Origin of the sequence: Mycobacterium sp. shizuoka-1 (assembly GCF_002723835.1) — a bacterium.
Lineage (GTDB): Bacteria > Actinomycetota > Actinomycetes > Mycobacteriales > Mycobacteriaceae > Mycobacterium.
The window spans coordinates 89,482-110,587 of record NZ_BEWG01000020.1; the positions used below are offsets into that span (position 1 = coordinate 89,482).

Below are 21,106 nucleotides of genomic sequence, written 5' to 3' on the forward strand. Positions count from 1 at the left end.
CGCCATGGCAGTCAAAGATTCCCGTGAAGTCGTGATCGAAGCCGGCCCCGAGGCGATCCTCGATGTCATCGCCGACGTCGAGTCGACGCCGAGCTGGTCGCCTCAGTACCAGAGCGCGGAGGTCCTCGAGGCCTACGACGACGGCAGGCCGCGAACGGTCAAGATGAAGATCAAAGCGGCCGGCCTGACCGACGAACAGATCGTCGAGTACACCTGGGCCGACAACGTGGTGAGCTGGACCCTGGTCAAGGCCGGCCAATTGCGGTCGCAGGACGCCAAATACACGCTGACCCCTGACGGCGACAAGACCAAGCTGCGCTTCGACCTGTCCATCGACCTGGCCGTGCCGCTGCCCGGCTTCGTGGTCAAGCGCACCATCAAGGGCGCAATGGAGACCGCGACCGACGGGCTGCGCAAGCAGGTGCTGAAGGTGCACAAGGGCGGCTGAGTTACCTTACGTCCGTGACGAATACGGGACCCCTGGCCGGGGTGAGAGTGATCGAACTCGGTGGGATCGGCCCGGGACCGCACGCCGGCATGATTCTGGCCGACCTGGGCGCCGACGTGGTCAGGGTCCGCCGTCCCGGTGGGCTGACGATGCCGGCCGAGAACATCGACCTGCTGCACCGCGGAAAGCGGGTGGTCGACCTGGACGTCAAATCCGAGCCCGGTGCGCTACTGGACCTCGCCGGCAAGGCCGACGTGCTGCTGGACTGCTTCCGCCCGGGCACCTGTGAGCGCCTCGGCATCGGACCGGACGAGTGCATGGCGGCCAACTCCCGGCTGATCTTCGCCCGGATCACCGGCTGGGGGCAGGACGGCCCGCTGGCGCAGACCGCCGGCCATGACATCAACTACCTGTCGCAGACCGGGGCGCTGAGCGCCATCGGCTACCGGGATCGTCCGCCGGTCGCGCCGCTGAACCTGGTCGCCGACTTCGGCGGCGGATCGATGCTGGTGCTACTCGGCATCGTCGCCGCGCTGTACGAACGGGAGCGCTCCGGCCAAGGCCAGGTCATCGACGCCGCCATGGTCGACGGGGTCAGTGTGCTGTCCCAGATGATGTGGACGATGAAGGCGACCGGCAGTCTCAAGGACCAGCGCGAGTCCTTCCTGCTCGACGGTGGGGCGCCCTACTACCGAACCTACGAGACCGCCGACGGCGGCTACATGGCCGTCGGCGCGATCGAACCGCAGTTCTTCGCCCAGTTGCTGGCGGGCCTCGGGCTGTCGACCGACGAGGTGCCCGGCCAGCTCGATGTCGCGCGATACCCCGAGATGCGGGAGCTGTTCAGCTCGGCATTTGCCGGCAAGACCCGCGACGAGTGGACGGCGATCTTCGCCGGCACCGATGCGTGCGTCACGCCGGTGCTCGGCTGGGCCGAGGCCGCCGCCAGCGAACACCTGCTGGCACGCGGGACCCTGGTCGACGTCGACGGCACCCAGCAGGCCGCGCCCGCGCCCCGGTTCTCGCGCAGCGCCACCGGATCGATCGGTGTACCGCCACAAGGCACCACCGAGCTGTCCGAGATCGGCTGGTAGCCGACCAACTGAGCCAAAGTCGACCCGGCCGGTCGATCCGATGGTTAGGTTTGCTGCTGTGGCGGTTCGGGCATCGCGCGAGATCGTGATCGACGCCCCGCCGGAGGCCATCCTCGACGTGCTCGCCGATGTCGAGGCGGTGCCGACGTGGTCGTCGGTCCACAAACGTGCCCACGTGGTGGACCGCTACGCCGACGGCCGGCCGCGACGCGTGGAGGTCACCGTCCGCCTGCTCGGCCTGGTGGATCACGAGGTCCTGGAATACCACTGGGGATGCGACTGGGTGGTCTGGGACGCCGACCGGACCGCGCAGCAGCACGCCCAGCACGGCGAGTACACCCTTCGCCGGGAAGGCGACGCGACCCGTGTCCGGTTCGACATCACGCTGGAGCCGTCCACTCCGCTGCCGCAGTTCCTGGTCAAGCGCGCCAAGAAGTTGGTGCTCGCTGCCGCCACCGACGGTCTTCGCCGCTATGTGCTCGACAGCAAGGGTTCGCTTCAGCCCGAGTAGATCGGAATGTCTTCCGGGCCGGGCTGTGTTGGCCCAAGCATGACGACCGGAGTGGTGCTGTTACCGAACCCCAACGCCGACAACGCCGTGGACGATGTCATCGACCAAGCCCGCGGTGCTTACGCCGCGGGCGTCCGGCAGGTGTGGTTTGCGCAGCGGTTCGACCTCGACGCCATCGCACTGGCCGCGGTGGTCGGGGCGGCGGTGCCCGGGCTGGGCGTGGGAACCTCGGTGGTTCCGCTCAACCCGCGCCACCCGCTGATCGTGGCCGGGCTGGCGCAGACCGCGCAGGCGGCCAGCCACGGCAACTTCAGCCTGGGTCTGGGCCTGGGCGCCCATGCCCCGGAGCGGGTGGCGTTCGGCCAGGTCTGGCCGAACACCATCACCCGGCTGCGTGAGCATCTGACCGTGCTGCGGTCGGTATTCGAAACCGGCGCAGTGCATTTCCACGGCTCTGAGCTGTCGGCCGACCCGGAGTGGGAGGTCGGGGTGCCGGGTGGCACGCCGGTGCCGGTATACGTGGCGGCGATGGGTCCCCGAGCGCTGGCGATCACCGGTGAACTCGCCGACGGGACGCTGCCGTACCTCGCCGGCCCTCGCACGATCGGCGAATTCATCGCCCCGGTGATCGGTAAGGCCGCCGCCGAGGCGGGCCGCCCGCGTCCGCGCATCATCGCCGCGGTCCCGGTTATGGTCACTGATGACGAGCGGGTGGGACGTGAGGTGGCCGCGGAGGAACTCGGCTTCTACACCACCATTCCGTCGTATCGGAACGTGATCGCCCGCGAGGGCGTCGACGGTGTCGCCGAACTCGCCGCCGTCGGATCGGTCGACGCGGTGGTGCGCCAGCTGCGGCGTTATCTCGACGCCGGGGCAACCGATCTCGTGCTCAGCCCGTTGCGATCGCAGGTCGCTGCACCCGCCACCCTATGGGAGGTCGCGGCCGCCCTTTAAGGCGCCCAGCCGGCTGATGGCTTCGTCGAGCGTGTCGTCGCGTTTGCAGAAAGCGAAGCGCACCAGGTGATTCCATGCACCGATGTGCGGTGACGCGGGGTCGCAGAACGCCGACATCGGGATCGCGGCGACCCCGGCCCGGTGCGGGAGTTCCGCGCAGAACTCGGTGCTGTCGGAATAGCCCAACGGTCGCGGATCGGCGCACACGAAATAGGTGCCCGCACTGTCGTGTACCGCGAAGCCCAGCTCGGTCAGCGCCGCGGACAGCCGGTCTCGCTTGGCCTGCAGCGAATCGCGCAGCGCGGCAACCCAGTTGTCCTCGGTATTGAGCGCGTAGGCCACCGCGGGCTGGAACGGCGCGCCGCCGACATAGGTCAGGTACTGCTTGGCCGCCCGCACCCCGGCGATCAGCTCGGGACTGCCGCAGGCCCAGCCGATCTTCCAGCCGGTGCAGTTGAACATCTTGGCCGCACTCGAGATCGTCACCGTGCGGTCGGCCATCCCCGGATAGGCCGCCAGCGGCAGATGCCGTCTGCCGTCGAACACCAGGTGCTCGTAGACCTCGTCGGTGATCACCAGCAGGTCCGCGTCGACGGCCAGGGCGGCCAGCGCCTGCAGGTCGTGATCGGCCAGGACCATGCCGGTCGGGTTGTGCGGTGAGTTGACGATGAGCGCGCGGGTCCGCGGTGTCACCGCGGCGCGAAGGGCGTCGACATCGAGGGCGAACCCGCGGCCGTCGGGCACCAACGGCACCGCGACGCGGCGGCAGCCGGCCATCGCGACGACGGGGGAATAGGAGTCGTAGAACGGCTCGATCAACAACACCTCGGAGCCCGGCTCCACGAGGCCGAGGACTGCGGCGGCGATTGCCTCGGTGGCGCCGACCGTGACCAGCACTTCGTTCTCCGGGTCGTAGTCGACGCCGTAGTGCCGCTTGCGCTGGGCGGCGATGGCCTCGCGCAGCGCGACGATGCCCAGCCCCGGCGGGTATTGGTTGACCCCGTCGGCAATCGCCTCCTGTGCCGCGGAGAGCATGCCGGCGGGACCGTCCTCGTCCGGGAAGCCCTGACCGAGGTTCACCGCACCGATGCGCGCGGCCAACGCCGACATCTCGGCGAAGATCGTCACCGCGTAGGGCTGCAGCCCCGCGACCGGAGCGGGGCGGCCGGCGACACTGAAACCCGTCATAACCGCGGAGCTTAGTCGGGCGCGGGTGGTCTGCGGTTTCGTCGCGGGGTGGGGCGGGTGGCCCGGTCCGCGCGACCGCCCAACCATCCGGTTGGGCGAGGTTGCTAAGCTTCGCGATCAGAGGACGACCCGTCGAACGATCGTCACACCAACTCCGAACAGGACCTGGAGAGAACACACATGTCCGAAGAAGCCTTCATTTACGAGGCCATCCGCACCCCGCGCGGTAAGCAGCGCGGCGGATCGCTCACCGAAGTCAAGCCGCTGAGCCTGGTGGTCGGGCTGATCGAGGAAATGCGCTCGCGCTTCCCCGACCTCGACGAGAGCCTGATCAGCGACGTCATCCTCGGCTGCGTGTCCCCGGTCGGTGACCAGGGCGGCGACATCGCCCGCACCGCCGTGCTGGCGGCCGGAATGCCCGACACCGTCGGCGGCGTGCAGCTCAACCGGTTCTGCGCCTCGGGCCTGGAGGCCGTCAACACCGCCGCGCAGAAGGTCCGCTCCGGCTGGGACGACCTGGTGCTCGCCGGTGGCGTCGAGTCGATGAGCCGCGTCCCGATGGGCTCGGACGGCGGCGCGATGTTCACCGACGTCCCCTTCACCTTCGACAACTACATCGCCCCCCAGGGCATCGGCGCCGACCTGATCGCCACGATCGAGGGGTTCTCCCGCGAGGACGTCGACGCCTACGCCGCGCAGTCCCAGGAACGCGCCGCCGCGGCCTGGTCGGGTGGCTACTTCGCCAAGTCCGTGGTCCCGGTGAAGGACCAGAACGGCCTGGTGATCCTCGACCACGACGAGCACATGCGTCCCGGCACCACGGTGGAAAGTCTCGGCAAGCTGAAGTCCGCGTTCGAGGGCCTGGCTGCGATGGCCGGCTTCGACGATGTGGCGCTGCAGAAGTACCACTGGATCGAGAAGATCAACCACGTCCACACCGGCGGCAACAGCTCGGGCATCGTCGACGGCGCCGCCTTGGTGCTGATCGGCAGTGAAAAGGCGGGCAAGTCTCAGGGCCTGACCCCGCGCGCCCGCGTGGTCGCCACCGCGACGACCGGCGCCGACGCGACGATCATGCTCACCGGCCCCACCCCGGCCACCGAGAAGGTCCTGGCTCGCGCGGGCCTGACCGTGGACGACATCGACCTGTTCGAGCTCAACGAGGCATTCGCCTCGGTGGTGCTGAAGTTCCAGAAGGACCTCAACATCCCCAACGAGAAGCTCAACGTCAACGGCGGCGCCATCGCGATGGGCCACCCGCTGGGCGCCACCGGCGCCATGATCACCGGAACCATGGTCGACGAGCTGGAGCGCCGCGGCGCCAAGCGCGCGCTGATCACGCTGTGCATCGGCGGCGGCATGGGTGTCGCCACCATCATCGAGAGGGTCTAAGGAAAAGTCATGGCAGAGAACACGATTGCGTGGGACAAGGATGCCGACGGCATCGTCACGCTGACGCTGGACGACCCGACCGGGTCGGCCAACGTGATGAACGAGCATTACAAGGAATCCATGCACAAGGCCGTCGAACGGCTTGTCGCAGAAAAGGATTCGATCACCGGTGTGGTGATCACCAGCGGCAAGAAGACCTTCTTCGCCGGCGGTGACCTCAAGAGCATGATCAATGCCGGCCCAGAGAACGCCGGTGAGATCTTCGACGAGGTCGAGGACATCAAGCGCGACCTGCGCGCGCTGGAGACCCTGGGTGTGCCGGTCGTCGCCGCCATCAACGGCGCCGCACTCGGCGGTGGCCTGGAGATCGCGCTGGCCACCCATCACCGCATCGTCGCCGATGTGAAGGGTGTGCAGATCGGTCTGCCCGAGGTCACCCTCGGCTTGCTGCCCGGTGGCGGCGGCGTGGCCCGCACGGTGCGGATGCTGGGTATCCAGAACGCCTTCGTCAACGTGCTGTCCCAGGGCACCCGGTTCAAGCCGGCCGCCGCCAAGGACAACGGCCTGGTCGACGAACTCGTCGGCAGCGTCGAGGAATTGGTGCCCGCCGCCAAGGCGTGGATCAAGGCCAACCCCGACGCGCACGTTCAGCCGTGGGATGCCAAGGGCTACAAGATGCCCGGCGGTACCCCGAGCAGCCCGGCGCTGGCAGCGATCCTGCCGTCGTTCCCGTCGCTGCTGCGCAAGCAGCTCAAGGGCGCGCCGATGCCCGCCCCGCGCAACATCCTGGCCGCGGCCGTCGAGGGTGCGCAGGTGGACTTCGAGACCGCGACCCGTATCGAGAGCCGGTACTTCACCGAACTGGTGACCGGGCCGATCGCGAAGAACATGATCCAGGCGTTCTTCTTCGACCTGCAGGCCATCAACTCCGGTGGCTCGCGGCCCGACGGCATCGGCAAGACCCCGATCACCAAGATCGGTGTGCTGGGTGCCGGCATGATGGGCGCGGGCATCGCCTATGTCTCGGCCAAGGCCGGCTTCGACGTGGTCCTCAAGGACGTCACGCTGGAAGCGGCCCAGAAGGGCAAGGGCTACTCCGAGAAGCTGGAGGCCAAGGCCCTCGAGCGTGGCAAGACCACCAAGGAGCGCTCGGACGCGCTGCTGGCTCGGATCACCCCGACCGCCGATGCCGCCGATTTCGCCGGTGTCGACTTCGTCATCGAGGCCGTCTTCGAGTCGGTCGAGCTGAAGCACAAGGTGTTCGGCGAGATCGAGGACATCGTCGAGCCCAACGCGCTGCTGGGATCGAACACCTCGACCCTGCCGATCACCGAACTGGCGACCGGCGTGAAGCGTCAGGACGACTTCATCGGCATTCACTTCTTCTCCCCGGTCGACAAGATGCCCCTGGTGGAGATCATCAAGGGCGAGAAGACCTCTGACGAGGCGCTGGCTCGGGTGTTCGACTACACGCTGGCCATCGGCAAGACCCCGATCGTGGTCAACGACAGCCGCGGCTTCTACACCAGCCGCGTCATCGGCACGTTCGTCAACGAGGCGTTGGCGATGCTCGGCGAGGGTGTCGAGCCGGCATCGATCGAGCATGCGGGTTCGCAGGCCGGTTACCCGGCCCCGCCGCTGCAGCTGTCCGACGAACTCAACCTCGAGCTGATGCACAAGATCGCCGTCGCCACCCGCAAGGGTGTCGAAGACGCGGGCGGCACCTACACCGGGCATCCGGCCGAAGCGGTCGTCGAGAAGATGATCGAGATCGGCCGTCCGTCGCGGCTGTCCGGTGCCGGCTTCTACGAGTACGTCGACGGCAAGCGGACCCAGCTGTGGCCCGGCCTGCGGGAGACGTTCAACTCCGGTAGCTCGCAGATTCCGTTGCAGGACATGATCGACCGGATGCTGTTCGCCGAGGCGCTGGAAACCCAGAAGTGCTTCGACGAAGGCGTGATCACGACGACGGCCGACGCCAACATCGGCTCGATCATGGGTATCGGCTTCCCGCCGTGGACCGGTGGCGCCGCTCAGCTGATCGTCGGCTACCCGCACGGTGGCAAGGCCGGCTTCGTGGCCCGGGCCAAAGAGCTGGCAGCCAAGTACGGCGAGCGGTTCAACCCGCCGGCGTCGCTGCTGTAGCCGTTCACGACCAGCCGCAAAGTCCCCGAAACCTCGATGTTTCGGGGACTTTTGCGTGTGCTCGGCCTAGCGTGGGGCCGGTGAGCGACGCCGCGACGATCGGCAGCAGGCTGGCCGCCAGCCTGGGCGGATACGGCGGCGCGCCCTGTATCGAATTCGGGGGCCGGTGGTACACCGGCGACGAGATCGCCGGCTGTGCCGACGCGATCGAGGACGCGTTACGGGCGGCTGGGGTGGCGCCCGGCGCCGCGGTCGGTGTGGTGGCCCGCAACCGGCCACCGCACGCGGCCGCCGTGGTGGGCTTGCTCGGCGCGGGCCGGTGGGTGTCGATGATCTATTCCTTCCAATCGGCCGACGCGATCGGTCGCGACATCGAAGCGCTGGAACTGGCGGCGGTCGTCGCCGACCGGGAGGACTGGACCGAGCCGGTGATCGCCGCCGCCCGCCGCACCGGCACCGCCGGGATCGCCGTATCGGCGGAACTTTCTGCGGCGGAACGCATTTGCGGTGTCGAACGGGTTTCGCCGCGACTGCATGCGGCCGGCCGGGATGGCTCGACCGGCCTTCGGGTCCTCACCAGCGGGACCACCGGGCCGCCCAAACGGCACACGATACCCGCCGCGGTGCTGGAACACACCGTGCGCAGCGTGGCGATCGGCGGCGCCGCTGCCGACGATCCGCCCGAGCTGATGTACTGGCCGCTGGGTGGTATCGGCGGGGTGTGCCAGCTGATCACCGGTGCCTACGTCGGCAAACGGATCGCACTGCTGGAGAAGTTCAGCGTCGCCGAATGGGTGCGCGTGGTGAAGACCTATGGTGTCGCCCGCTCGGGTCTGCAGCCCGCTGCCGTACGGATGCTGCTGGACGCCGACCTGCCGCGCGAGGACCTGTCCTCGCTCGAATACGTGATCAGCGCGGCAGGCCCGCTGGATCCGCAGACCCGGGACGCGTTCGAGCAGCGGTACGGCGTGCCTGTCCTCTTGGCCTACGGTGCAACGGAATTCGCCGGTTCAGTGTGCACCTGGACACCCGAGCTCTACCGCGAGTTCGGCGCGGCCAAGCGGGCCAGCAGTGGGCGGGTGATGCCGGGAACACAGGTGCGCATCGTCGATCCCGGTGACGGGACCGAACTCCCGGTGGGGGAGCAGGGCGTGCTGGAGGCCAGGATCGCGGCCATCGGCCCGGACTGGATCCGCACCAACGACCTTGCCGCCGTCGACGCCGACGGCTTCGTCACGCTGCACGGCCGTGCAGACGGCGCGATCAACCGCGGCGGGTTCAAGGTGCTGCCGGAGACGGTGCGCCGAGTGCTGGTCGCCCACCCGGCGGTCCGCGACGCGGCCGTGGTCGGGGTAGCCGATGCCCGGCTCGGCGAGGTCCCGTTCGCGGCGGTGGAGACAATTCCCGGGTGCCCGGCGCCGCAGCCGGCGGAGCTGATCGGCATGGTCCGGGAGGCCTTGCCCAAGCACTGCGTGCCGGTCGCGGTGGTCGTCCTCGCCGAGCTGCCCCGCAACCCGTCGCTGAAGGTTGCGCTTCGCGATGTGGCCGCCATGTACCCCCACGCCTCGGCGTAAGGCGCCCGGCCCGTTTCGGTCATTGCCAGAACTCTGGCGGGACTGTCGGCGGTCGGCGCGGCGCCCGGTACCCGTCGTGGGGCGATCGCGATCGGATCGCAAATCCACGATGCGGCGCCTGGTTGGGGTCTACCTCGGATAAATCCCAGGCCTGCCCGAGACGGCAAACATTTGTCCGGCAGCCACGCCCCAGCTTTTCAGGCCTAGTTGCTGGCCGCATTGCCTTATCGTCGGGTTGGCCCCCGATTTGCCGTCGCGGGCGTTTCCCGGAAGGGCTTCTGGCCTCGACATTTGTCAAATTCGGATATTTGGGCGGCATGCCGGAGTTGATTTGCCTACGTTCCGAGAAATTTTTGCTGAACTACAACATCTCAGCTTGCTCTCAGATAAGTTTTGCGGTGTGATGGGCATTACGCCAGGGGAATGAGGAGGCAAGGGGGAGCATTGGCCCCTCCCGGATGGGAGGGGCCGATTGCCGTCCGGGGGTCGGTATCCGGGTTTGGCGCGCCGGTCAGATCGCCCCGAGATCGGCGGACAACCAGTGTTGAGGTCGCATGAAGATCGCCACATGGTCGCCGAGTTCCCGGCGTGCGTACTCGAGGTAGGCCTCGACCTTGTCCGGGGACAGATAGCGCTTCGTCATCTCGACGAGCTGCTCGTCGGTGCCTGGTTCGATACGACTGACCGGGCCGTCCACCGCCACGTAGCGCACGCTGGGATCCACGTGCTCGACCATCAGTGAGAAATACCCGCTCGCCTCGATCAGCCGGGTCTTGCGGGAGCCGGCGCCGGTGAGCACCCACGGCTCGCCACCGGGCGTGTACTGATACCAGATCGGCACGGTCAACGGTCCGCGCGCATCGCCGGCGTACACCGACAACGCCGCGATGTGTGGTTCGGCCAGGAACTGCTCACGTTCATCTGTGGAAAGTGCCATCTCTTCACGCTAGCTCGCGCGCCGTAGAGTCGGGCCATGCGATTCGGACTGTTCATCCCCCAGGGCTGGCGATTGGATCTGGTCGGCATCCCCACCGAAAAACACTGGCAGGTAATGCGTGATCTGGCCGATCACGCCGACGCTGGAGCGTGGGACTCGCTCTGGGTCTACGACCACTTCCACACCGTGCCGGTGCCCACCGACGAGGCCACTCACGAGGCGTGGACACTGATGGCCGCCTACGCGGTCAGCACCTCGAGGATCAAGCTCGGCCAGATGTGCACGGCCATGAGCTACCGAAACCCGGCGTACCTGGCCAAGGTGGCGGCCACCACCGACATCATCTCCGGCGGCCGGGTGCAGATGGGGATCGGCGGCGGGTGGTACGAGCACGAGTGGCGGGCCTACGGCTACGGATTCCCGTCCGCGGGCGTGCGGCTGGCGCGCCTCGACGAGGGCGTGCAGATCATGCGCGAGGCCTGGCAGGACGGCAGGGTGAGTTTCGCCGGCAAGCAGTATCAGGTCGACGGCGCGATTGTTGCGCCTAAACCGTTGCAGGAGAACGGAATTCCCTTGTGGATCGCCGGTGGTGGTGAGAAGGTGACGCTCAAGATCGCGGCCAAGTATGCGCAGTACACCAACTTCACCGCCGATCCTGACGGCTTCGCCCACAAGTCGCAGGTACTTGCCGAGCACTGCCAGGAGGTCGGTACCGACTTCGGCGCCATCGTCCGCTCGGCCAACGTCAACGCGATCGTCGGCAGCTCGCCCGACGACGTCACCGCGCGGGTGCAACGGGTGCGCGACCGGCTGGCCGGTGTCTGCGGAGATGCGGCCGCCGATGCCATGATGACCACGGTCAGCGCACCCGGGTCGGCCGCGGGTACCCCGGAGCAGGTGATCGCGAACCTGACCGAGTTGCGGGACCTGGGCTGCGAGTACGTGATCTGCTACTTCCCCGAGGCCGCCTACGACCGCTCCGGCATCGAGTTGTTCGAGCGTGAGGTGATCCCCGCGCTGGCGTGAGAAGCGCGTGCACCCAGATGAGAATGAGGTTTTCATATCGCGCCAACTGTGTTGTACGATCCGCCTACCGAGTAGGACGACGGAGGATCGTTGCGATGCACAAGGCCCTGGCCCCGGAGATCTCGACATGGCCGGACGAAAACCCTGCGCTCATCGGCAGTGAATGCGCCGCCTGCTCGGCGGTGGTGTTCCCCAGCCAACAACGCTGCCCGCGGTGCAGTGCGGCCGGAATGAACGAGGTCACGCTGCCCCGGCGCGGCACCCTGGTGGCCTGGACCACGCAGGGCTTCCCGCCCGGGGCGCCCTACATCGGCCCCACCGGTAAGGACTTCGTTCCGTTCGGTGTCGGGCTGGTGCAACTCGGCGACGTGATCCGGGTCGAAGGCCGGCTGACCGAGAATGATCCGGCAAAACTGAAGTGGGGCATGGACGTCGAGCTCACCATGATCCCGTTCGCCGCCGACGGCGACGGCAACGAGGTCGTCACGTTCGCCTTCGCGCCGGCGGAGGGCTGAGTACATGAGCAACGACGTCGCGATCGTCGGAGTCGGCCTGCACCCGTTCGGCCGATTCGACAAGACCGCCATGCAGATGGGCGCCGAGGCCATCGAGTTGGCACTGCAGGATGCCCGCGCGGACTGGAAAGACATCCAGTTCGGCTTCGGCGGCAGCTACGAAGTGTCCAACCCGGACGCGGTCACCCGCCTTGTCGGGCTGACCGGGATCACCTTCACCAATGTGTTCAACGCGTGCGCGACAGCGGCCAGCGCCATCCAGCAGACCGCCGACACCATCCGGCTCGGCAAGTACGACATCGGCATCGCGGTGGGTCTGGACAAGCATCCGCGCGGTGCGTTCACCGACGACCCGGCCAAACTGGCTCTGCCGCAGTGGTACGCCCAGAACGGGCAATTCGTCACCACCAAGTTCTTCGGCATCAAGGCCAACCGCTACATCCATGACCACGGCATTTCCGAGGAGACGCTGGCGCGGGTGGCCAACAAGAACTTCCGCAACGGCGTGCTCAACCCGAATGCGTTCCGCCGTAAGGAGATATCGGTCGAGGAGATCATGGCTTCGCCGGTGCTGAACTACCCGTTGCGGCAGTACATGTTCTGCGCTCCGGATGAGGGCGCCGCCGCAGTGATCATGTGCCGCGCCGACATCGCCCACCGGTTCACCGACAAGCCGGTCTATGTGCGTGCCAGTGAGATTCGCACCCGGACCTATGGCGCCTACGAGGTACACGGTACGTCGGCACCGCTGGAGGAGGATGTGTCACCGACCGTCTACGCCGCCAAGGCGGCCTACCAGGTGGCCGGCATCGGGCCCGAGGACGTCGACATCGCCCAATTGCAGGACACCGACGCCGGTGCGGAGATCATCCACATGGCCGAGACCGGCCTGTGCGCCGACGGCGAGCAGGAGAAGCTGCTGGCTGACGGCGCCACCGAAATCCACGGCTCCCTGCCGATCAACACCGACGGCGGGCTGATCGCCAACGGCGAGCCGATCGGTGCGTCGGGCCTGCGGCAGATGCACGAGCTGGTGCGCCAGCTACGCGGCGAGGCCGGCGAGCGGCAGGTGCCGGGCAACCCCCGGGTCGGCCTGGCCCAGGTGTACGGTGCGCCGGGAACCGCTTCGGCGACAATCCTTTCGCTGTGACGAACTAGACGTTGGTCTCCTTGCCGAACAGTCCCTCGACGGCTTGGCCGATGACCAGCAGCTCGATCAGGGCCGATGTGGTCACCAATCCGACATTGGCCGCCAGCGGGCGGCCGACCGCGTTGATCAGCCCGTTGATCACGTCACCGCGCAGCGCCTGGGTGATCCCGTCCAGGAACAGCGCGACATCGTAGGCGGGCAGCATCGTCACGATCGCGTTGACGATGTCGGCGGTCGGAAGCGCCGCCGCATAGAGCGACGCCGCACCCCGGGAGACCACGTAGGCGATATCGGTGGTCAGGTTCTTCACGTCGGTGATGGCGTCGGTGGGTGTCGGTAGCGCGATCGCACCCGGCGCGGGCAACCGCAGCGCGGCGAGCTCGTGCTGCATCATGCCGCCCGGGCCGACATCAGTTCCGAAGTCCTTAACGCCCTGCGCGACGCCGGCGGCAAGGAGCTGGACCACCTCGCCCCAGTCGACGTCCGGCACGATCCCGAAGGGCACCTGTTCGTTGGCATATCCCTCGGTCGACCAGCCGTACTTCGGGTCGCCATAGCCCAGGTTCACGATCACCCGCAGCGACGGCTGCACCAGATCGGCCAGCGGCTTGCCGATCACCGGCACCAGCCGCAGCGGCGCCAGCAGCGGAAGGTCCTCGGTCGGGATGATGTAGTAGTGCTGCGTCGGCGACGACGTGGGCAAGGGGATCGCCTGGTCGACCTGCTCCTGGGTCAGCTTCGCGTAGTTGGTGTGGACGAACACGATGCCGAGCCCGGCGTTGAGCACCGAGACCACGTTGAGCGGATAACGCGGGAAATCGGCGAAGCCGTCGTATTCCAGCGTGTAGTTGGTGACCGGGAAGGCGTTCGGAGGCGTCGCGCCGTAGAAATTCAGTCCCAGGCTCGGCAGCTGCAGCCCCGGGAAGCGGGACAACAGCCCGCCGTTGGGGTTCATCTCGTTGCCGACCAGCACGAACTCGACCGGCGTGCTCGCGGGTAGCTGGCTCATGATCAGCGAGGCGATGATCGCGCTCTGCGAATAGCCGAACACCGTCGCGGTGTTTCCGGCGGCGATCTGCTCGGCGATCGCCGCGCTGAGGATCTCCAGGCCCTGGGAGACCGAGACGTTCAGCGGCAGGCTCTTCACCCCGGTGATCGGGTAGAGACCTTCGGGGGTGTCCAGCTGGAAGGGGATGGCATCGGGGTAGCTCGGCTTGATGTAGAGGTTGAAGACGCTCTGGATGTAGCTGGGCTTCGGGATCGGCACCCCGCTGGGACCCATGATCAACGCGGTGTTCTGCGTGGTCACCGCCTGGACCGAGGCCTCCGGCGCCAGCGACACCGCGCCCGCGGGGCGAGCCGAGACGCCCGTGTCACGCCGGCTGTAGGCCAGCGCGGCCAGTTCCAGAGACGAATCCGCGGGCACCACCGGGGTATCGGGCGTGGCCGGGGTGCTCGACGCCGCCGTGGGAGCGGCCGACGTCACCGTCTGGATGGTCGTCGACCGGGTGCGCACGGCGGTGCTCGGGCGCGTGCGAGCCGAGGCGGCTTTGGCCGGCCCCTTGTTGGCCGGGCCCGTCGTGGCGCCCGCGGTGCCCGACACCGAGCGGGCGGAACCGGCGTGCGTCGCCGAGGCTCCCGAATCGGCACTGTCGGCCCAGGCGACTGCGCCGTTGAACGCCGCGGCGCCGACGCCCAGCGCGACCGCCAACCCACCAACCCGACCGATGAAGCCTGCTGTACTCACGAACGCCCCTTTGTCACCCGACCACGTACCGTGGCGAAGACTAGCGTGTTGGCGCGGTGTTCGCTGACACATTCTTTTCGCGGTACCGCCGTAGCGCTGACCAGAGAGCGAGGTTTTGCTACCGGGACATTGTGGCAACGTTTGGCGCGGCGATTCTCAGATCGCCGGGCCGAGCAGGTCGTCGGCGTCTTTGATCACGTAGCCGTAGCCCTGTTCGGCCAGGAAACGCTGTCGGTGGGCGGCATACTCGGCGTCGAGGCTGTCGCGAGACACCACCGAGTAGAACACCGCGCCGCCGCCGTCGTGCTTGGGGCGAAGCAGCCGGCCCAGCCGCTGGGCCTCCTCCTGGCGCGATCCGAACGTTCCCGAAACCTGCACGGCTACCGAGGCTTCCGGAAGGTCGATGGAGAAGTTGGCCACCTTGGACACGACCAGCGTCTTCACCTCGCCCCGGCGGAACGCGTCGAACAACTGCTCCCGCTCGGCGTTCTTCGTCGATCCCTGGATCACCGGGGCGTTCAATTCCGTGCCGAGCTCGTCGAGCTGGTCGAGGTAGGCGCCGATCACCAGGGTCGGCTCGTCGGGATGGCGGGCCAGGATCGACTTCACCACCGCGATCTTTGAGTGCGCGGTCGAACAAAGCTTGTAGCGTTCGTCGGGCTCGGCGACCGCGTACAGCATGCGTTCGTTGTCGGTCATCGTGACGCGCACCTCGACGCACTCGGCAGGTGCGATCCAGCCCTGGGCCTCGATGTCCTTCCACGGAGCGTCGTACCGCTTGGGGCCGATGAGACTGAACACGTCGCCTTCGCGGCCGTCCTCCCGGATCAGCGTCGCGGTCAACCCGAGCCGGCGGCGGGACTGAAGATCGGCCGTCATCCGGAACACCGGCGCGGGCAGCAGATGAACTTCGTCGTAGATGATCAGGCCCCAGTCGCGGCTGTCGAACAGCTCCAGATGCCGGTACTCGCCCTTGGTGCGCCGGGTGATCACCTGGTAGGTGGCGATGGTGACCGGGCGAATCTCCTTGCGTTCACCGGAATACTCGCCGATCTCGTCCTCGGTCAGCGAGGTCCGGGCGATCAGCTCGCGCTTCCACTGCCGGCCCGCAACGGTGTTGGTGACCAGGATCAGCGTCGTCGCCCCCGCCTTGGCCATCGCCGCGGCGCCGACCAGCGTCTTGCCCGCCCCGCAGGGCAGCACCACCACACCCGAACCGCCGTCCCAGAACGAGTCGGCCGCCATCTGCTGGTAGTCGCGCAGCTCCCAGCCGTCCTGCTCCAGATCGATCGGGTGCGCCTCGCCGTCGACGTAGCCGGCCAGGTCCTCGGCCGGCCAGCCGATCTTGAGCAGCATCTGCTTGACCCGGCCGCGCTCGCTGGGGTGGACGATGACGGTGTCGTCGTCGATGCGGGCGCCCAGCATCGGGGCGATCTTCTTGTTGCGCAGGACTTCTTCCAGGACCGCCCGGTCCAGGCTGAGCAGCGTCAGGCCATGAGCCGGATGTTTGACCAGCTGTAGGCGCCCGTAGCGGGCCATCGTGTCGACGATGTCGACGAGCAGGGGCTGCGGCACGGCGTAGCGCGAGAAGCTCACCAGCGCGTCGACCACCTGCTCGGCGTCGTGGCCCGCGGCGCGGGCGTTCCACAACGCCAGGGGAGTGATGCGGTAGGTGTGGATGTGTTCTGGTGCGCGTTCCAGCTCGGCGAACGGGGCGATCGCCGCCCTGGCGGCACCGGCCAGTTCGTGGTCGACCTCGAGGAGCACCGTCTTGTCGGACTGCACGATCAAGGGGCCCTCGGTCACGATGCCCCCACTCGGGTAAAGCTCATGTCCCCATTATCCAGCGTCGGCCGACATCACCGACGTGACGCGATGCACGGCGAACTCCCGCGGGCGGCCCTGCGTCGGATCCCAGGCCAACAGCTGACCGCCGCTGAGCGCCAGCGGACGCACCACCCGCTGGGTGGCCACCCCGGCCGCGTCGACGTAGCCGATCACCACGTCCTTGTGCTCCATGGCAGCCTGCTGCAGCAGCGCCATCGACACCGCCGGATCCAGGCGGACGTTGGCGAAGGGGGTCGCGGAGTCCACCCGGCGCAGCACGGCCACCACCGAGGCCAGGGTCTCCGCGGTGGGCTTGGGCATGGCGCGGAACAGCCGGCGGTGTTGCGGGGCGGACACCCGCGCGCCGCGTTGCCGAAGGTCGACGATCGCCCCTGAGGAGTCCTCGGCGGCCGGGGCGAAGCCGGCCGCTCGCAGCGCGGCCAGCAAGTCGGAGATCGGCGCCTGCGACACCGCGACGGTCGGCGCCAGCAGCCGCACCTCCAGATGTCCCAGTGCCGGGGCGGCCACCGCGTGGGCCAGCAGGGTCGGGTCCTCGCAGCGCAGGAACGACGATGCCATGCCGACTCGCAGCTGGCCGTGTCGCCGGGCGACATCGTTGATCAGGTAGGTCAACCCTTGGGGGACAGGAGTTTTCGAATGACGCTCGAAGAACGTGTGCAATGCGCCCGCGGTGCGCCCGGTGTCCAGGGCATGCCGGATCGATGCCTCGCTCACCCGGTACACCATCGCCGCACCCGCCGACTCCACCGCGGCCACCGCGGCGAGTTCGTCGGCGAGATCGCGTTGTAGCGGACCGGGCACCACCACCGTCAGGTCGGCCTGCACCAGGAAGTGGTCGATCGGTGCAGGCAGCACCGCGTCCATCGCCTCGACGGCGGCATTCTCGCCCTCGGCCAGCAGCGCGCGAGCCGGCGAGCTCAGCGCGCCACGGCCGACCAGACCCAGGGTGTGCGCCTCGTCGAGCAGGTGCGCGACCGGCTCGGGCTGCAGTCGCGCCGCCCAGCGGGGCCGACGCCAGATCAGCGCGCGGGAGGCGTGTAGCGCGTCCACCCCCGACCCTGGCGGAAGCTCGGCCAGTAGCTCCAGCAGCAGCCGACGGTCGAGCGGCGCGGCCGTCGAGTACAGGGAATCAGACAGTGCCGCATAGGGTTTGCCGTCGGGGCCGCGGCTGCCGATCAGGCCGGGCCGGGACGGCAGGTCCAGCCAGGTGCTGGCCAGCAGATGCCAGCGCGCGGCGGTCGGCGTCTCCAGGAACCGGTCCGCGGCCACCGTCGGCGTCCAGTACGGGCCCGCGCCGTCGGCGGGCTCCGGATCCGGTGTGCCGCTCGCGATCAGCCCGGCCGCCGCACTGACTTCCAGGACCAGCCCCAGCCGCAGCTCGTCGATCCCGGTGAGTTTGCTCAGCCGTTTGGCCTCGCGCACCCCCAGCCCGCCGCTACGCAGCTCGGGAACCGGTGCGGCGGAGAGGTTTTCGACTACCAGCTCGATCTCGCGGATCAGGTCGAGCAAGGCGCCGGCCGCCGCGGAGTCGACGTCGGCGACGGTGGTGGTGGTCGCCACCGGGTCCGGCGCGCTCAGGTGTACGGGGCCGGGCTCCTCGCCGCGGAGCACCTGACCGACCTGACGCGGCAGGATCACCGTGTCGGCGTCGAGTTGGCGCAACAGGCCGGCGGCGAGTAGCCGGGGCACCGGCCGGTCGGCGGGCGCCCCCGGAGCCGCGTCGCGGGTCCGGCCCACCGGAGAGCCCATCAACAGCCGCTCCAACAATTCGGTCTGCGGTTCGTCGAGCGCGTCGAGAGCGGCCGAGATCTCGGCGCCCGAGCGGGAGGAGTCCTCCAGGATGGCTTGGCCGGGATACCAGGGCAGGCCGGCGGCCGCCTCGGTCGACACCCGCAGCGCGGTGTCGTCGCCCCACACCAGGGCGCGCTCGCGCAGATCGTCGAGCGCGAGCAGCACCGCGTGCTCGTCGGCGCGCTCCCCGATGAGCGCGAGCAGCTTGGCCACCGGCACGGCCGCGGTCTCGGCGTGCAGCACCAGCAACGCGTCGAGCACCGCGAGCCGCAGGAAGTCCAATTCGTCGGTGGCCGCCTTGACCGACTGGCGGGCGACCGCCCGGGCGGCCAGGGCCGCGATGCTGCCCGGGGCGGGCTGGGCGAGATCTGGGCGCAGTTCCAACAGCCGGATCAGCCGCTCGTCGGGCAGATCGGCCAGCCAGGCGCCCAGCGGCAACCCTGGGGCCGATTCCCGGGTCGCTTCGCGTCCGGACTGTTCAGTCATTGTTGACCAGCGTAAAACAGGCGCCTGTGTGCACAAGCCGGGCACAGGAGTGTCAGAATGTTGCCGTGGCTCAGAAGAAGACTCCGTATGTCGACAACGGCTGGCCGACCCGCGATCCGGAAGAACATGCCGTGAGCGAACTGGCTGCCGATCGGGTGGGTGCACTCTCCCCGTTCGGTGACATCACGTTCCCGCTGCCGGCTTCCGACCTGCCGTATCTGCACCCGGTCACCGTCGTCAACAAGTAACGGTGACCAGCCGCCCGCAGCCCCGGCTCTCGCACCTCGACGAGCACGGTGCGGCGCGCATGGTCGACGTCACCGAGAAGGCGGCCACCACCCGCACCGCGGTGGCCGCCGGTACTGTCCACACCACCGCCGAGGTGGTCGCCCTCATCGCCTCGGGCGGGCTGCCCAAGGGCGATGCCCTGGCCACCGCGCGAGTCGCAGGCATTCTGGCCGCCAAACGCACGAGTGACCTCGTCCCGCTGTGTCATCACCTTGCGCTGACCGGCGTGGACATCGACTTCACGATCGGCGAGGGCGAGGTGGGCGTGACCGCCTCGGTCCGCACCACCGATCGCACCGGCGTCGAGATGGAGGCGCTGACCGCCGTCAGCGTCGCCGCCCTCACCGTGTACGACATGATCAAGGCTGTCGACCCTGCAGCCCGCCTCGACGACATCCGGGTGCTGCGCAAGGAGGGTGGCAAGACCGGCCTGTGGGTGCGCCCGGCGTGAGCGACGACAACCGGTCCGCACGGGTGGTGATCGCCTCCACCCGGGCCGCGACCGGTGTCTACGAAGACCGCACCGGCCCGATCGTCGTCGCCTGGCTCGCCGAGCGCGGTTTCGCCGTCCCCGACCCGGTCGTCGTGGTGGACGGCAGCGCGGTCGGCGACGCCCTGCGCACCGCGATCGATGCCGGGCCGGACGTGGTGATCACCTCCGGCGGCACCGGGATCTCCCCGACAGACGCGACGCCGGAGGCCACCGTCGGTGTCCTCGACTACCAGATTCCCGGCCTGGCCGACGCGATTCGGCGTTCCGGGCTGCCCAAGGTGCCGACCTCGGTGCTTTCCCGGGGGGTGTGCGGCGTCGCGGGACGCACGCTGGTGGTCAACCTGCCGGGGTCGCCCGGCGGGGTACGCGACGGGCTGTCGGTGCTGGCCGACGTCCTCGACCATGCGCTGGACCAACTGTCCGGAGGAGACCACCGCCCATGACCCGCATCCTGCGAGCCGCGCTCGTCGACGGCCCGATCTCGCTGACCGAGCACGAGGAACTCGTCGCCAACGACGCCGCAGGCGCAGTGGTGGGTTTCGCGGGTGTGGTGCGCAATCACGACGGCGGCCGTGACGTGCTCCGGCTGGAGTACTCCGCGCACCCGCTGGCCGAACAGACCTTGTTCGAAGCGCTGGCCGAGGTGGCCGCTCAGGCGACCGGAGTCCGGGCGATGGCCGCGAGCCACCGGGTCGGTTCGCTGCACATCGGTGACGCCGCCCTGGTGGCCGCGGTGGCGGCCGATCATCGGGCGGCGGCGTTCGAGGCGTGCGCCCGGCTCGTCGACACCGTCAAGGAGCGGCTACCGGTGTGGAAGCACCAGTTCTTCGCCGACGGTACCGCCGAGTGGGTGAACTCGGCCTGAGCCGCTTACTGTGCCGGCGCGGGGGCGGGCGCAGGCGGAACCAGGACCGGAGCGTTCGGATCGGCCGGCGCCGGCGGTGCGGCCGGAGCGTTCGGGTCCACCGGCGGCGTGCCCATGCTCGGGTCGTTGGTCACCGGGGTGTTCAGCGGGCGCTGAGTCAGGGCCAGTAGCGCGTCGCCACGGCTGATCTGCTGTGTCTGGATCGCGTGCCAGAGTTCCTTGAGGTAGGTCACGTTGGGACCGTCCTGCGGGCCTTCCGGCTGGTCGCTGGTCCCCGGCGGCAGGTTCTCCGGGCTGGTCAGGTGGGGCATCCCGTCGGGGGGGAGCTGACCGGTCTGGTCTGCGGCGACCACGTTGGTGCCGGGCGCCGGCGCGGGTGCGGCGGCGGGATCGGCCGGGGCCGGCGCGGGCACCGGCGGCAACGTCGGCGGAACCGCCGGGTCGGCCGGGGCCTGCGGCAGGAAGTGGATCGACGACGCTGTGACGGTGACCGTCTGCTCGTCGGGGGCCGCCACGGGCGCCTCGGGAGCCGGAACCTGCAGCGCGGTGTCGATCACGGGCGCGGCGGCCGGCGGGACGACGTCCTGCGAGACGGCGACGACGTCTGGCTGCGGTGCCGGGGGCAGGTCGGCCGGCGCAGGCGGCAGGTCGGCG

Annotated in this window: 19 protein-coding genes and 1 pseudogene; 14 read left to right on the forward strand and 6 right to left on the reverse strand. The window is 68.8% G+C overall.

What is annotated here, in order from left to right:
• The first annotated feature begins 4 nt into the window (after nt 1–4).
• The 4 genes from MSZK_RS05675 to MSZK_RS05690 are packed head-to-tail and all read left to right on the forward strand — an operon-like array spanning nt 5 to nt 3,007.
• Nucleotides 5–448 carry an SRPBCC family protein gene (locus tag MSZK_RS05675; protein ID WP_099245690.1) on the forward strand — a complete coding sequence of 148 codons (444 nt, stop codon included), beginning with the start codon at nt 5–7 and terminating at the stop codon, nt 446–448.
• A gap of 14 nt (nt 449–462) precedes the next feature.
• Nucleotides 463–1,542, forward strand: a complete 1,080-nt coding sequence (locus MSZK_RS05680; RefSeq protein WP_099245692.1) for a CaiB/BaiF CoA-transferase family protein — start codon at nt 463–465, stop codon at nt 1,540–1,542.
• A 58-nt stretch (nt 1,543–1,600) separates the two neighbouring features.
• The gene (locus tag MSZK_RS05685; protein ID WP_199203203.1) at nt 1,601–2,053 is read left to right on the forward strand and encodes an SRPBCC family protein; all 453 of its coding nucleotides are present in this window, start codon (nt 1,601–1,603) and stop codon (nt 2,051–2,053) included.
• Nucleotides 2,054–2,092: 39 nt separating this feature from the next.
• Nucleotides 2,093–3,007: an LLM class F420-dependent oxidoreductase gene (locus MSZK_RS05690; protein WP_099245696.1), complete on the forward strand. Its 915-nt coding sequence runs from the start codon at nt 2,093–2,095 to the stop codon at nt 3,005–3,007.
• Here the strand turns inward: MSZK_RS05690 and MSZK_RS05695 are convergent.
• The gene (locus MSZK_RS05695; RefSeq protein ID WP_099245698.1) at nt 2,981–4,195 is read right to left on the reverse strand and encodes a pyridoxal phosphate-dependent aminotransferase; all 1,215 of its coding nucleotides are present in this window, start codon (nt 4,193–4,195) and stop codon (nt 2,981–2,983) included. The two genes, MSZK_RS05690 and MSZK_RS05695, sit on opposite strands and share 27 nt — an antisense overlap.
• A gap of 180 nt (nt 4,196–4,375) precedes the next feature.
• On the opposite strand from MSZK_RS05695, the gene MSZK_RS05700 reads away from it, so the two are divergent.
• The 3 genes from MSZK_RS05700 to MSZK_RS05710 all read left to right on the forward strand — a co-directional run bounded on the left by MSZK_RS05700 (nt 4,376) and on the right by MSZK_RS05710 (nt 9,306).
• Entirely contained in the window at nt 4,376–5,587 is a 1,212-nt protein-coding gene (locus tag MSZK_RS05700; protein ID WP_099245700.1) for an acetyl-CoA C-acetyltransferase, read from the forward strand.
• A gap of 9 nt (nt 5,588–5,596) precedes the next feature.
• Nucleotides 5,597–7,732 (forward strand): 3-hydroxyacyl-CoA dehydrogenase NAD-binding domain-containing protein, encoded by a 2,136-nt coding sequence (locus MSZK_RS05705; RefSeq protein ID WP_099245702.1) that lies wholly within the window; start codon nt 5,597–5,599, stop codon nt 7,730–7,732.
• An 80-nt stretch (nt 7,733–7,812) separates the two neighbouring features.
• Nucleotides 7,813–9,306, forward strand: a complete 1,494-nt coding sequence (locus MSZK_RS05710; RefSeq protein ID WP_099245944.1) for a class I adenylate-forming enzyme family protein — start codon at nt 7,813–7,815, stop codon at nt 9,304–9,306.
• Nucleotides 9,307–9,817: 511 nt separating this feature from the next.
• Here the strand turns inward: MSZK_RS05710 and MSZK_RS05715 are convergent.
• Nucleotides 9,818–10,243, reverse strand: a complete 426-nt coding sequence (locus MSZK_RS05715) for a pyridoxamine 5'-phosphate oxidase family protein (RefSeq protein ID WP_099245704.1) — start codon at nt 10,241–10,243, stop codon at nt 9,818–9,820.
• 36 nt (nt 10,244–10,279) lie between these two features.
• Between MSZK_RS05715 and MSZK_RS05720 the strand changes: the two genes are divergently transcribed.
• The 3 genes from MSZK_RS05720 (at nt 10,280) to MSZK_RS05730 (ending at nt 12,934) form a co-directional block, all read left to right on the forward strand.
• On the forward strand, nt 10,280–11,269 hold the full coding sequence (locus MSZK_RS05720) for an LLM class F420-dependent oxidoreductase (protein ID WP_099245706.1): 990 nt from the start codon (nt 10,280–10,282) through the stop codon (nt 11,267–11,269).
• A gap of 95 nt (nt 11,270–11,364) precedes the next feature.
• Nucleotides 11,365–11,784 carry a Zn-ribbon domain-containing OB-fold protein gene (locus tag MSZK_RS05725; RefSeq protein WP_099245708.1) on the forward strand — a complete coding sequence of 140 codons (420 nt, stop codon included), beginning with the start codon at nt 11,365–11,367 and terminating at the stop codon, nt 11,782–11,784.
• Between the two features lie 4 nt (nt 11,785–11,788).
• Nucleotides 11,789–12,934, forward strand: coding sequence for a thiolase family protein (locus tag MSZK_RS05730; RefSeq protein WP_099245710.1), 1,146 nt, complete (start codon nt 11,789–11,791; stop codon nt 12,932–12,934).
• A gap of 4 nt (nt 12,935–12,938) precedes the next feature.
• Here the strand turns inward: MSZK_RS05730 and MSZK_RS05735 are convergent, their stop codons facing one another.
• The 3 genes from MSZK_RS05735 to MSZK_RS05745 form a co-directional block, all read right to left on the reverse strand.
• Complete coding sequence (locus MSZK_RS05735) at nt 12,939–14,681, reverse strand: PE-PPE domain-containing protein (protein WP_158230552.1); 1,743 nt, start codon at nt 14,679–14,681, stop codon at nt 12,939–12,941.
• Nucleotides 14,682–14,837: 156 nt separating this feature from the next.
• Complete coding sequence (locus MSZK_RS05740) at nt 14,838–16,487, reverse strand: DNA repair helicase XPB (RefSeq protein WP_099245714.1); 1,650 nt, start codon at nt 16,485–16,487, stop codon at nt 14,838–14,840.
• A gap of 33 nt (nt 16,488–16,520) precedes the next feature.
• Entirely contained in the window at nt 16,521–18,806 is a 2,286-nt protein-coding gene (locus MSZK_RS05745) for a helicase-associated domain-containing protein (protein WP_099245716.1), read from the reverse strand.
• Between the two features lie 65 nt (nt 18,807–18,871).
• Between MSZK_RS05745 and MSZK_RS05750 the strand changes: the two genes are divergently transcribed.
• From MSZK_RS05750 to MSZK_RS05765, 4 genes are read left to right on the forward strand one after another with little or no spacing between them, the layout of a single operon-like run.
• A complete protein-coding gene (locus tag MSZK_RS05750; RefSeq protein ID WP_199203204.1) occupies nt 18,872–19,054 on the forward strand; it encodes a hypothetical protein in 183 nt (60 codons plus the stop codon).
• Nucleotides 19,055–19,113: 59 nt separating this feature from the next.
• On the forward strand, nt 19,114–19,545 hold the full coding sequence (gene moaC, locus MSZK_RS05755) for a cyclic pyranopterin monophosphate synthase MoaC (protein WP_199203213.1): 432 nt from the start codon (nt 19,114–19,116) through the stop codon (nt 19,543–19,545).
• Nucleotides 19,542–20,030, forward strand: a complete 489-nt coding sequence (locus MSZK_RS05760) for a molybdenum cofactor biosynthesis protein B (RefSeq protein ID WP_099245946.1) — start codon at nt 19,542–19,544, stop codon at nt 20,028–20,030. The genes moaC and MSZK_RS05760 overlap by 4 nt, the downstream gene beginning before the upstream one ends.
• Nucleotides 20,027–20,452, forward strand: coding sequence for a molybdenum cofactor biosynthesis protein MoaE (locus tag MSZK_RS05765; protein ID WP_099245722.1), 426 nt, complete (start codon nt 20,027–20,029; stop codon nt 20,450–20,452). The genes MSZK_RS05760 and MSZK_RS05765 overlap by 4 nt, the downstream gene beginning before the upstream one ends.
• A 5-nt stretch (nt 20,453–20,457) precedes the next feature.
• Here the strand turns inward: MSZK_RS05765 and MSZK_RS32835 are convergent.
• Nucleotides 20,458–21,106 (reverse strand): annotated as a pseudogene (locus tag MSZK_RS32835) (transglycosylase); the annotation flags it as partial.

Bases quoted from the DNA above. Each gene is read 5' to 3' on its own strand.
- MSZK_RS05720 (WP_099245706.1), top strand. From the start codon at position 10,280: ATGCGATTCGGACTGTTCATCCCCCAGGGCTGGCGATTGGATCTGGTC.
- MSZK_RS05695 (WP_099245698.1), bottom strand. From the start codon at position 4,195: ATGACGGGTTTCAGTGTCGCCGGCCGCCCCGCTCCGGTCGCGGGGCTG.
- MSZK_RS05690 (WP_099245696.1), top strand. From the start codon at position 2,093: ATGACGACCGGAGTGGTGCTGTTACCGAACCCCAACGCCGACAACGCC.
- MSZK_RS05675 (WP_099245690.1), top strand. From the start codon at position 5: ATGGCAGTCAAAGATTCCCGTGAAGTCGTGATCGAAGCCGGCCCCGAG.
- MSZK_RS05765 (WP_099245722.1), top strand. From the start codon at position 20,027: ATGACCCGCATCCTGCGAGCCGCGCTCGTCGACGGCCCGATCTCGCTG.
- MSZK_RS05715 (WP_099245704.1), bottom strand. From the start codon at position 10,243: ATGGCACTTTCCACAGATGAACGTGAGCAGTTCCTGGCCGAACCACAC.
- moaC (WP_199203213.1), top strand. From the start codon at position 19,114: ATGGTCGACGTCACCGAGAAGGCGGCCACCACCCGCACCGCGGTGGCC.
- MSZK_RS05745 (WP_099245716.1), bottom strand. From the start codon at position 18,806: ATGACTGAACAGTCCGGACGCGAAGCGACCCGGGAATCGGCCCCAGGG.
- MSZK_RS05725 (WP_099245708.1), top strand. From the start codon at position 11,365: ATGCACAAGGCCCTGGCCCCGGAGATCTCGACATGGCCGGACGAAAAC.
- MSZK_RS05730 (WP_099245710.1), top strand. From the start codon at position 11,789: ATGAGCAACGACGTCGCGATCGTCGGAGTCGGCCTGCACCCGTTCGGC.
- MSZK_RS05705 (WP_099245702.1), top strand. From the start codon at position 5,597: ATGGCAGAGAACACGATTGCGTGGGACAAGGATGCCGACGGCATCGTC.
- MSZK_RS05700 (WP_099245700.1), top strand. From the start codon at position 4,376: ATGTCCGAAGAAGCCTTCATTTACGAGGCCATCCGCACCCCGCGCGGT.